At 39.6% G+C, this 12,118-nt stretch carries 12 protein-coding genes; all 12 read right to left on the bottom strand.

What is annotated here, in order from left to right; translation table 11 throughout:
• Positions 1-165 precede the first annotated feature (165 nt).
• The 12 genes from rpsB to flhA all read right to left on the bottom strand — a co-directional run bounded on the left by rpsB (position 166) and on the right by flhA (position 12,118).
• On the bottom strand, positions 166-867 hold the full coding sequence (rpsB, locus tag ACLIJJ_RS08920) for a 30S ribosomal protein S2 (protein ID WP_233314374.1): 702 nt from the start codon (positions 865-867) through the stop codon (positions 166-168).
• A gap of 142 nt (positions 868-1,009) precedes the next feature.
• Positions 1,010-1,594, bottom strand: a complete 585-nt coding sequence (locus tag ACLIJJ_RS08915; RefSeq protein WP_233314375.1) for a hypothetical protein — start codon at positions 1,592-1,594, stop codon at positions 1,010-1,012.
• Positions 1,595-1,608: 14 nt separating this feature from the next.
• The gene (locus ACLIJJ_RS08910) at positions 1,609-1,914 is read right to left on the bottom strand and encodes a hypothetical protein (protein WP_233314376.1); all 306 of its coding nucleotides are present in this window, start codon (positions 1,912-1,914) and stop codon (positions 1,609-1,611) included.
• Between the two features lie 18 nt (positions 1,915-1,932).
• Positions 1,933-2,697, bottom strand: a complete 765-nt coding sequence (locus ACLIJJ_RS08905) for a FliA/WhiG family RNA polymerase sigma factor (protein ID WP_267913299.1) — start codon at positions 2,695-2,697, stop codon at positions 1,933-1,935.
• 541 nt (positions 2,698-3,238) lie between these two features.
• Positions 3,239-3,736, bottom strand: a complete 498-nt coding sequence (locus tag ACLIJJ_RS08900) for a chemotaxis protein CheD (RefSeq protein ID WP_282581430.1) — start codon at positions 3,734-3,736, stop codon at positions 3,239-3,241.
• Entirely contained in the window at positions 3,736-4,374 is a 639-nt protein-coding gene (locus ACLIJJ_RS08895; RefSeq protein WP_233314378.1) for a chemotaxis protein CheC, read from the bottom strand. Before ACLIJJ_RS08895 ends, ACLIJJ_RS08900 begins: the two co-directional genes overlap by 1 nt.
• Positions 4,374-4,844, bottom strand: coding sequence for a chemotaxis protein CheW (locus ACLIJJ_RS08890; protein ID WP_233314379.1), 471 nt, complete (start codon positions 4,842-4,844; stop codon positions 4,374-4,376). The genes ACLIJJ_RS08895 and ACLIJJ_RS08890 overlap by 1 nt, the downstream gene beginning before the upstream one ends.
• 46 nt (positions 4,845-4,890) lie before the next feature.
• A complete protein-coding gene (locus ACLIJJ_RS08885; protein ID WP_233314380.1) occupies positions 4,891-6,927 on the bottom strand; it encodes a chemotaxis protein CheA in 2,037 nt (678 codons plus the stop codon).
• 21 nt (positions 6,928-6,948) lie between these two features.
• Positions 6,949-8,055, bottom strand: coding sequence for a protein-glutamate methylesterase/protein-glutamine glutaminase (locus ACLIJJ_RS08880; protein WP_411410815.1), 1,107 nt, complete (start codon positions 8,053-8,055; stop codon positions 6,949-6,951).
• Positions 8,056-8,065: 10 nt separating this feature from the next.
• Positions 8,066-8,929 (bottom strand): MinD/ParA family protein, encoded by an 864-nt coding sequence (locus ACLIJJ_RS08875; RefSeq protein ID WP_233314381.1) that lies wholly within the window; start codon positions 8,927-8,929, stop codon positions 8,066-8,068.
• A gap of 1 nt (position 8,930) precedes the next feature.
• Positions 8,931-10,085, bottom strand: coding sequence for a flagellar biosynthesis GTPase FlhF (flhF, locus tag ACLIJJ_RS08870; protein ID WP_237941189.1), 1,155 nt, complete (start codon positions 10,083-10,085; stop codon positions 8,931-8,933).
• On the bottom strand, positions 10,082-12,118 hold the full coding sequence (gene flhA, locus ACLIJJ_RS08865; protein WP_237941188.1) for a flagellar biosynthesis protein FlhA: 2,037 nt from the start codon (positions 12,116-12,118) through the stop codon (positions 10,082-10,084). Before flhA ends, flhF begins: the two co-directional genes overlap by 4 nt.

Raw genomic sequence — 12,118 nt, 5'->3', positions numbered from 1 at the left:
TTTTAAGCAATTCTCTTTAAAAAAAGGTGATAAGAGGGCTGCTCTTTATCACCTTTTTCACAAGTCCCTAAACTAGTGTGTCTAGCAAAAGACTACTAGGTTGATAAAGACCACATTGTGATCTCTATGCGCTGTTCGTTTTTCTAGCAGACACAGTTATTTGACTTAAGCAGTTGTTACTTCTTCGCCTTGTTTAGCTTCTAGAATAGCATCTGCCATTTTTGCAGTTAATAGTTTCACAGCACGGATTGCGTCGTCGTTCGCTGGGATAACAACATCAATTTCGTCTGGATCACAGTTTGTATCAACAATTCCAACGATTGGAATATTCAATTTATGCGCTTCTGCAACTGCAATGCGCTCTTTGCGTGGATCAACAATGAATAATGCATCTGGCATTTTTTTCATTTCTTTGATTCCGCCCAAGAATTTTTCCAAGCGCTCAAGCTCTTTGTTCAATTGAACTACTTCTTTTTTAGGAAGTACTTCGAAAGTACCGTCTTCAGACATTCTTTCGATTTCTTTCAAACGAGCAATACGTTTTTGGATTGTTTCAAAGTTAGTTAAAGTTCCACCTAACCAGCGTTGGTTTACATAGTATTGACCAGAACGGATAGCTTCTTCTTTAACTGAATCTTGAGCTTGTTTTTTAGTTCCTACGAAAAGAACAGTTCCGCCGTTACCAGCAAGTTCTTTCACATAGTTGTAAGCTTCTTCAACCTTTCTAACTGTCTTTTGAAGGTCGATGATGTAGATGCCGTTACGCTCCGTGAAAATGTATTTTTTCATTTTTGGGTTCCAACGGCGAGTCTGGTGACCGAAGTGTACACCAGCTTCAAGCAATTGTTTCATTGAGATTACTGACATGTTTGTTCCTCCTAATGGTTTTGTTTTCCTCCGCCTTTATCATTTTTAATCAAAACTGTATAAACAGCACCAATGATTAAATCCAAAAGCGTGTGTATTAACACCGTTTTTTAATATAGCATATGTATGATAGACAATCAAGCTATTCCTGATTATTTTGTCTAAATTTCAGTAAAAGCTCTATTTCTGTCTTACCTTTGTTTAATTTTTTGGCAATCTGTTCAATCGTTTCGCCTTGCTTCTCAAGCTCTATAACTTGTTCAAGCAGGGACATTTCCTTTGGTTCTTGCTCTATTTCTTCTACTATTGAGTCATCTTCAGCAAGAACTTCGCTTTGCGGTAAAATAAGATCCAATAGTTCTTCCACATCATCTGGCTTTATGTTACTGTCATAAGTTTGATAGGATTTGACTGCTGCTGCATAAGGATTCACCTTTGGCACTGTTAATGAAGCAGGCTCCTCATTCTTGTCCTCTTTTTCTTCGACAGCTTCTTCCAGGCTTTTTTTCGGCTGTTCATCAAGCTCATGAATTCTTTGCAGGAACAATTCGTTCTCTTCTTTTATTTCCGCAATAAATGTCGAAACGATTTCTTCCATTTCTTCCAAAGCTTTTTCTTGTCGGCTTTCAAATGCAGCCAGTCTGTTTTGTCTAATAAACAACAGCGCAATGCATAACAGCGCCAATATATTTAACGCAATACTAAAAACAAGCAGAAAATTAACCATTTTATTCCCTCAATCTATCCACTATAGTCTATCATATTCCCTTTATACGGGTGATCAGGAAGGGACAGCTCCTCCTGGGTGCGTTTCTTCTTCCCTTTCGGCAAATCTGCGCTCTCCCTGTCTTGTTGGTTGTTATTGGAGACATTCCCCTTTTCTTCCCCTTTAACAACACTTGTCCTTTTTTTCAATTCTTCTTGCAAGGTAGCTTGCAGGGCATGATTATTCATCAATTGCCCTCGTTGGTCCTGCTGCTCCTGGATTTTCCCAGCATCATATGTGCGGGGTAAGGCTACCTGCATTTCAATCGCCTTTAAGCTCATTTCCCTTTCCCACTCCCTTTAAATGACCTTCTCTAATGAATGTCTTAATTTAAAGATTGCTTTCGAGTGGATTTGTGAAATACGGGAAGTAGATAAATTCATGACTTGTCCAATTTCTGTTAATGTAAGCTCTTCTTTATAAAACAAGCTTAAAACAAGCTGTTCTTTATCGTTTAATGTCTCAATCATGGATGCCATTTCCTTAATTAATTCATCCTTCATTACTTTTTCTTCCGGTATTTCTGTTTTATCATCCCTGATGGCGAATGTCGGGCCTTCTTTTTCATCCGATTCATTAAGCTGCTCATCAATGGAGAGGACATTGGCAAAGAAATGTTCATTCATCGTCGAGTACACTTCTTCTGTCGACAAATCGAGCTCATTGGCAATTTCCTGAACTGTCACATTTCGCATCATTTTCTGCTCGAGCTTTTCAATTGCTGCCTCGATTTTTTTTGTCTTTTCCCGCGTGCCTCGAGAAAGCCAGTCTTCTTTCCTTAAACCATCAATAATGCTTCCTCTAATGCGAAAAGACGCGTATGTGTCAAACTTCAGATCGCGTTTAGGATCAAATCTTTCCAGTGCATCATATAGGCCGATCATTCCTAAACTGTTCAGCTCTTCTCTTGAGACGCTCTTAGGAAGACCTACAGAAATGCGCTGCACATGAAAGCTAACAAGGGGCATATATTTTTTTATCAATGTGTTGCACGCATCTGTATCTCTAGTGGTTATCCACATCTCCCATGCATTTTTCTCCTCTAACGTCGTCTCGCTTGCCATAAACATCCTCCTCAAAACAGCATTTCCATTCCATTTGGTATTATTTCTTTATTTTGAACGCTCTGAGCCATTCCCATACTAAAAACCTTCTTTTAAACAAAAGCTACTACGGCTAAAGTGTAAGAAAGGCTTTTTCTTTCAGGTACTTCCTGACCCGAGCAGACTTTTATGCAAATCATTTTATTATTTAAAACAGAATAGTACTTTACTACTCAATAAGATAATTGTACTACTCTAATTTGATAAGCCGCTTATCCTACATTTTTATTAAAACAGTTTTTTAAACTGGCGCTGAAAACCCGTTTCTTCAAGTGATTAAACAGCTTTCCACCTATTAAACTTTAACATTGTCGAAATTTCTGCGGAATAGTACATTTAACCTATTTTTGTTGTAAAATTACCTTATGTAAAAAAAAGGATTGAATTTTTCGTTTTATATAGTTCTTTTGAACCATTAATATAATAGTTTATGGTAAACAAAAAAGCCTGCACTCTTTTAAGTGACAGACTTTCCTATTCTTTGGATATTTCTGATAAATCCTTAAATAATATGTGTTCCCTTATTTACAGTACGAATCGCAAGCTCATAGGTAGCAGGATTAAATTCTATCGTTCTTCCGCTGTTGCCGCCTACGTCCTCTCCGTAAATTTTAATATTGAGTGCATTCAGTTCCTTTTTAACTGCCTCTACATTGCGCGGACCGATTCTCATAATATCACTTGTTCCGCTAAACTGGAACATTTGCGCTCCGCCGGCGATTTTCGCCTTTAAGGAAAACTTGCTAGCCCCCAGTTCCCCTAGTCTGTTTACAAGCTCAGGAATCGCAGTATCAGCAAATTTAGCAATATTAACTGGGCCGCTCTTGCTTAGAGAGGAGTCAGGAAGCATTATATGTGCCAAACCTGCAATCGATCTTCTCTCATCATACAAAACAATGCCGACACAGGAGCCAAGCCCGGAAGTACGAATGACATCCGGTGCTTTTACTGTGTTCATATCCGCAATACCGACCTTTATAACAACAGCCTGATCGATCATCATCCAAGCTTCACTCCCAATGATTCAAACAAGGTATGAAAAGAGTCTGGGTCTGGAAGTAAGAAAAAATGACCTTTGACTGTTTCAGAAATTGATTTTTCATCTTCATTGAGGGCAGTGTTGATGACGATAGCATAATCGCTCACTTGCGAAAGTTCAATCAGCCCGTAGCTGACAATTGCGCCGACCATATCAATAGCAAGTGCTGGTACTGATGGATATAAAGATAGATTTGTAAAGTCAGAAAGTGCAGATAAATAAGAGCCTGACAGAATATTGCCTAGCTCCTGCAAAGCAGATAATGCTAATTCTTCATATGGAGGTTCAGCTAATTGGACTGTCTCATCACCGATCATATCTCTGATGAAATTCGTCGCTTGTTCAAGCGGCAACATGAAAAACATGCTGCCAGGAGCATCCCCTTCAATTCTAAGGAACACTCCTGCTGCTATATTATCTGATCCGCCTGCCATATCCATCATTTCATCAAATGAAACGATTTCTACATTCGGAACCTTCATATCAATCTTTTTATTAAGAAGCTTTGACAGAGCGGTGGCAGCATTTCCTGCCCCAATATTCCCTATCTCCCGCAAAATGTCGAGATGAAGCGAATTAATCTTGTCTGTAAAGCTCATTAAACTTCACTTCTAGCATATTTTTTTAGTTCTTCTCGATCGAACACTCTTTCAAGGTTAACAAGGATAAGCAAGCGTTTGTCCACTTTCACGACGCCGCTGATATAATCAACTTCCTTGCCTCCTACAACCTCTGGAGCTGGCTCGTAATCGTCTGAATTAACATCAACCACATCATTGGCAGCATCTACAATCAATCCAACTTCCATGTCCTCAATCGCTATGATGATAATTCTTGTTTGATCTGTATGCTCGATTTCTTCTAAATCAAAACGCCTGCGCAGATCAATGATTGGTGTAACAACTCCACGTAAGTTTATAACTCCTTTTACGAATGGAGCAATATTTGGGATTCTCGTAATATGCATGATTTTTTCAATCGATCTTACATCGTTAACAGGAATCGCATACTCTTTTCCCTTCAATTCGAAAATAATCAGTTTTACTTCTGTTGAAACCGATTCTACCATTTCATTTCTTCCTCTCTATCAATCTATCTTTGCATGAATTCTGACGTTATTTAATCAGGGCGTTGCAGTCAACGATCAAGGCTACTTGCCCATCTCCTAGAATAGTTGCACCTGAAATAGCAAATGCATTTGTCAAATAATTACCTAGTGATTTTAAGACGACTTCTTGCTGTCCAATGAAGGAGTCAACAACAAATCCTGCCAGCTTTTCACCTTTTCTCACAATAACAACAGAATAGAACTCCTCTTCTTCCTTCGTAACAGGAACTTCAAAGATATCCTTCAAGAATAGAAGCGGAACTACTTTGCCGCGGAAATCAATTACTGTTTGATTATGTGCTTGCATCACATCGTTCTTATTGACGATTGCTGTTTCAATAATAGATGATAAAGGAATCGCATATTTTTCCTGCTGAATTTCCACAAGCATCACGGAAATGATGGAAAGTGTCAATGGCAGCTGGATAGAGAATAAGGAGCCTTTTCCTTCTTGTGATTCAATTGTGATTGTTCCGCCTAATGATTCAATCGTGCTTTTTACTACATCAAGGCCAACACCGCGGCCAGAGATATCTGAAATTTTATCTGCTGTAGAGAAGCCAGATGCTAAAATAAGTTCTGCAATCTGTGAATCTGTTAAGCTATTAGCCGTTTCTTGCGTGATAATGCCTTTGCTTAATGCTTTTTGCAGGACTTTTTCTTTATTGATGCCGGCACCGTCATCTTCAAGCTCAATGAATACATGGTTTCCACTGTGATAGGCTCTTAGGACTACTGTACCTTCTTCGTTTTTATTGTTCGCTCTTCGAACTTCCGGTGACTCAACACCATGGTCAAGTGCATTTCGGATAAGGTGAACAAGCGGGTCCCCGATTTCATCGATAACCGTTCTGTCTAATTCTGTATCAGCACCGATGATTTCTAGATTGATTTTTTTGTTCAAATCTCTTGCCAGCTGTCTAACCATACGAGGGAAACGGTTAAATACAGTCTCAACCGGTACCATTCGCATGTTTAAGATAATATTTTGAAGGTCGCCGGTAATGCGGGACATTCTTTCCACTGTCTCATGCAGCTCTTGAACTTGCAGATCTTGCGAAATCTGGTCAAGCCTTCCTCTGTCAATCACAAGCTCCTCAAACAAATTCATCAAAATATCGAGACGCTCGATGTTAACTCTGATTGTTTTGCTTGATTGCTTCGCTACAGCAGCAGGTTTTTCCTCTTCTTTTTTCGGAGCTGCACTTGGTGTTACCGCTGCAACCGCTGTTTCCTGAACTGCTGGAGCAGTTTCTGTAACTTCTTCTGCAACTGTTACTTCAGATGCAGCAAATTCTTTAACTACTACTTTTTCAACTTCAGAAACCTTCATAATTTTCGCTTCAATTTGGCTAGGCTCTTCTTTTGAAACAATTGTAACCATGAAAGAGTTCTCAAACTTTTCTTCTTCCAGCTCTTCAACAGGAGGATTAGATTTAATCACTTCACCTAATGATTCTAATGCTTCAAATATCATGAACACCCTAGCTGCTTTCAACAAGCAGCTTGCACTTAGTGACACTTCAATCTCGTAAGCGTTGAAGCCTTGTTCCTTCGATTGCTGCATAACTGTTATCTCAAATTCGTCATAGCTGTTTTGCGTTAATGCTTTTTCTTCCACAACAGCGGCAGCTGCTTCCTCAGCACCTGTCTCAACAAATGCTTCGCCGTTTTCTATTGCTGCGAGCTTCTTTACAACTTCTTCTACGTTTCTTTTTCCGTCGCCACCGCTCGCGATTGATTCCACCATTGCCTCTAAGTCATCAACAGCAAGGAAGATAACATCGAGAACTTCTGGAGAAACTGAAATTTTCTCGTTTCTAATTGCATCAAGCACGTTTTCCATCTGGTGGGTAAGGCTTGCAAGGTCTTCATATCCCATTGTTGCCGACATCCCTTTTAATGTATGGGCAGAACGGAATATTTCATTTACAATTTGTAGGTTTTCTGGATTTTTTTCTAATTCCAGCAATTGCTCATTACATGTTTGCAAATGCTCCTTGCTTTCTTCAATAAATACTTCTAAATACTGACTCATCTCCATATAGTTTACACCCCTTGGCGTTTATACATATTTCATTATTGTTTGTGCGATATTTTCTACATTTTGAATTTCATTTACATAGTTTGTCGCAATGGCTGCCTTTGGCATTCCAAATACGATGGAAGTTTCCTTTGATTCTGCAATCGACTTAACTTTTCCTTTATTGACAAGCTTGATCAGCCCGTTCGTGCCGTCAGAGCCCATACCAGTCATAATAACAGCTAGCTTATGATAGGTTTCGAGTTCACTTGCCGATTCAAACATGACATCAACACTCGGTCTATGACCATTTACAGGTGCCGATTGGTCTAGATGAACGACAAGGCTATTCCCTGAGGATTTCACTTTTAAGTGATATCCACCAGGTGCAATATACGCGACGCCTTTATGAATAGTCTCTCCATGTTCCGCTTCCTTGACTGTTATCTCTGAAAGAGAATTTAAGCGATTGGCAAGTGACTGGGTAAAACCTGCCGGCATATGCTGAACAATCAAGATTGGCGCATTTATATTTGCAGGAAGTTTTGTAATAACATGCTGCAGTGCTCTTGGCCCGCCTGTTGACGTTCCTAAAACAACAAGTTTATTTGCTGCAGCATTCCAGCTCGGATCTGTCGGTTTAATTGGTTTGACTGGCATTACTTCTTTTGGTTCTATTCTACTATAAGTAGGACGATTGATAATAGAACTTTTTTCCTGCACTTTCGGTGGAAGCAACTTAGAGAGCTTCACTTTGCTTGCTGAAATTACCTTCTCAATTAATTCTTCTTTAACCTTATATAAATCAAGAGATATCGCTCCAGAAGGCTTTGCTATAAAATCGATTGCTCCGATTTGCATCGCCTGAATCGTATTCTCTGCTCCTACCTTTGTCGTGCTCGAAAGCATGATGACAGGGACTGGATTTTCCTTCATGATCTGTTCTAATGCACTGATGCCATCCATAATTGGCATTTCGACATCCATCGTGACCACGTCTGGTTTAAGTTCCTTTATTTTCTTTAATGCATCTTGACCATTTCTGGCAGTGCCTACGACCGACATGCGTGAGTCTTCTGTGAGAAAATCGGAAATAAGCTTACGCATAAACGCCGAATCGTCAACAATCAAGATATTAATTTTTCCCACGGCAACTCCACTACCTTTCAAACAGCAGCCTCTTTAATTTCGCCATAAACGGCCTTTTGTTATCTTGAGGATCTGCAAACTGTTGTTTACAATATCTATCGGCTATTTCTGACAAAGCTTTAGAGGCTTGTGAGTTTTCATTAAAAATAATGAATGGAACTTGTTTCCTTACCGCTCTTGCCACATTCTGATCATCAGGAATCGGCCCAAGATTGATAATATCTCTATCTAAAAATCGGCCCATGACATTTTTAAGCTTTTGGTATGTTTCTTTTCCATCAAGTGTGCTAATTGTTCTGTTTACAACTATATAAAAGGGAATATCATCCTTCTGCAAGTGAATAAATTTCATTGCAGCATACGCATCTGTAATAGATGTAGGCTCAGGTGTCGTTATAACAATAACGTCATCAACAGATAGAATGAACTTAAGGCTGTCTGTGCTTATTCCTGCTCCCATATCAAACAGAATATAATCGTATTGACGCATAAGACTTTCGAATTCCTGAAAAAATCTTTCAAGCTGCCTTTCTTCCATGTCAAGAAAATCAGTTAAGCCTGAACCTCCTGCAATAAAATCAATTCCTCCTGCACCGCTATGGATGATATCAGAAAAGGAGGCGTGATTCTTAAAAAAATCGACAATCGTATATCTTGGCTGTGAACCCATTAAAATGTCCACATTTCCCATTCCAATATCCATGTCTATCAATAAGACAGAATAGCCCTTTCTTTTAAGCGATAAGGAAAAATTTAAGGAAAAATTAGATTTCCCTACTCCGCCCTTTCCGCTGACAACGGCTAATGTCTTTTGCTTCTTATCGCTATGAAACTGTTCGAATCTTTTTCTGAGCATTGCCGCCTGATCTGTCATATTAATCGACCTCAATTATCCTTTTTGCAATTTCGCGGGGATTTGCCGGCATAATATCATCTGGAACGTTTTGTCCTGTAGTCAAATATGCCACACCCTTTTTGTATTTAACCACGAGGTTTATCATGGCTCCATATGTTGATGTTTCATCCATTTTCGTAAAAATAAACTGATCGATATGAATCGAGGAAAATTGCTGATAAATTTCTTCCATATCTGACTGTTTTGCGGTTAGTGACAAAACAAGCAATGTTTCCATGTCTCTATTATAATCGACCACTTCTTTCAAATCTTGAACATATTGTTGGTTGCGGAAATTTCTACCAGCTGTATCCACTAATATGACATCACAGTCTGACAGGCTTTGGGCCGCTTTTTCAAAATCTTCTAAGTTGTAACAAACTTCAATTGGGACATTGAGTATATTGGCATATGTTTTCAGTTGGTCTATTGCAGCGATTCTATATGTATCTGTTGTGATGAACCCGATTTTTTTGTTATGTTTCATCATAAATTCCGCTGCCATTTTGGCTAATGTAGTAGTTTTTCCAACACCAGTAGGACCGATGACATTCACAAATTTTTTCGTAAGCGTTAATCCGCCAAATGTGTATTGATTCATCTCTTCATAAAGGAATTCTTGTGCCCAGCTACGCACCTCTTCATCACTGCTGTTTGCTCCAGCTAAATACCATTTTTCCAACAGCTTTGCTGTCAAACTTGATTGAAGATCACTATCTAGGTCTTGTTTCTTTAAGCGATCAATTACTGACTTTAGCTGTTGCGGCAGCTCCATCTGTAGTGCATTACCGCTTTCTGCCATTCTTTGAATATTTTCATTCATTTGGGCAAGCTGTCTTAAGATGTTATCATCTGCAAGAACAGGAGCCTTCACTTTAGGCTCCTCTATTGGACTACGCTCGACTTTTGAAATCAGCTTCGGTGTTGGCATCGGTTTTTCAACTGGTGCCTTTGCTTCTGCCAATTCAGGGTCTATTGCAGCAAGTACTTCTATATTTCTTTTTTTAAACATTCCTAAAAAACCGCCGGTGTGAATGATTTTCGAATGCAATATCACCGCGTCATTACCTAATTCTGCCCGAATTCGCTTCATCGCTTCAGGCATGCTTGCTGCAACATATTTTTTTATTTTCATTCTACCGTCACCACCCCAACACTTTGAACTTCCACATTTGCTTCTAATTCGTTATAAGACAATATTGGAACCTGCGGGAAATATCTTTCTGTCAGCTGACGCACATACATACGCACAGCAGGTGAACACAAAATAATCGGCACTTGTTCCATAATAGATTGCTGCTCTACTTGTGAGGCAACAGCTTCTAAAATAGCTTGAGATATACTTGGATCCAACGCTAAATAATTTCCGTGCTCTGTCTGCTGAATATTGTCTGCTATCAGCTTCTCTACTTTGCCTGAAAGAGTAATTACCTTCAGTGTATCCACATTGCTTGAATACTGATTAGTAATCTGACGGGCTAAAGCCTGTCTTACATATTCAGCCAGCAATTCAGTATCACTAGAGATTTTCCCGTAATCAGCCAATGTTTCAAAAATAACGGGCAAGTTGCGGATTGAAACATTTTCTTTTAATAGTTTAGCCAAAACTTTTTGAATATCACCAATTGATAATGGATTTGGTGTAACTTCTTCTACAAGGATTGGATAAGATTCCTTCACATGATCAACAAGCTGCTTTGTTTCTTGACGTCCTAACAGCTCATGAGCATTTGCTTTAATAACTTCTGTAATATGCGTGGAAACAACAGATGGCGGATCAACTACCGTATAGCCGAAAATCTCTGCCTGTTCCTTAACCGTTTCGGTTATCCATTTGGCTGGCAGACCGAATGACGGCTCAACTGTATCAATACCATCAATAGAGTCATCATCCATTCCTGGACTCATTGCTAAGTAATGATCAAGCAGCAGCTCTCCCCTTGCCATTTCATTGCCTTTGATTTTCAGACGGTATTCATTCGGCTGGAGCTGAATATTATCCCTAATGCGCACAACAGGAATAACAAGACCAAGCTCAATTGCCAACTGTCTTCTAATCATTACAACCCGGTCAAGAAGGTCGCCCCCTTGATTGGCATCAGCTAACGGAATTAACCCATAGCCGAATTCGAATTCAATCGGATCTACATTCAATAAGCTGACAACACTTTCTGGACTTTTCAGTTCGTTTGTCTGGACTTCCTCTTCGATTTCCAGCATTTCCTCGAGATCCTGTTTCGGTGCTTTTGATAATGCGTATCCTCCAAAAGCGAGCAATCCAGCAATAGGAATTGTGAGTAGGTCATTAATAGGTGTAATCAAGCCAAGGACAAAAATAGTTCCGCCTGCTACATACAGCATTTTCGGATAAGATAGTAGCTGCTTTGTTAAATCAGAACCTAAGTTGCCGTCAGAAGCTGCTCTTGTTACGACAATCCCTGTTGCAGTTGAAATTAATAAGGCTGGTATTTGGCTGACGATCCCATCCCCGATAGACATGAGCGAGAAGTTTTGCGCTGCATCAGCTATTGGCATATCCAGCTGTGTCATCCCGATGACAATCCCAAAAATTAAGTTGATGAAGACGATGATGATACCGGCAATGGCATCACCTTTAACAAATTTGCTCGCACCATCCATCGAACCGTAGAAATCAGCCTCTCTGCTGACTTTTTCCCTGCGTGTTCTTGCTTCTGACTCGGAAATAAGACCGGCGTTTAAATCGGCATCGATTGCCATTTGTTTACCTGGCATCGCATCAAGAGTAAAACGGGCAGCAACTTCTGATACACGCTCCGACCCTTTTGTGATAACAATAAATTGAATAATAACCAAGATGGCAAAGACGACAAGTCCAACAACCAAGTTTCCGCCGACCACGAAGGTTCCAAACGTATGAACAACTCCCCCAGCTTCCCCAGTGGAAAGGATAGATCTTGTTGTCGATACGTTCAGCCCAAGCCGAAACAGTGTCATTAAAAGCAAGAGCGATGGAAAGATGGAAAACTCCAGCGCTTCGTTCATGTTCATCGTCAATAATAAAATTAATAGTGCTAAAGAAATATTCAGCAAAATCAAGATGCTTAGCAACCATGTAGGGAATGGAATAATGAGCATCGCTATGATTAGTATTACGCTGAATACGACGGTTAAATCTCTACCAGACAT

This window comes from Niallia laureatilytica (assembly GCF_046613985.1).
In the GTDB taxonomy this organism is placed as follows: Bacteria; Bacillota; Bacilli; order Bacillales; family Cytobacillaceae; genus Niallia.
This window is presented reverse-complemented; position numbering and strand designations above follow the sequence as displayed.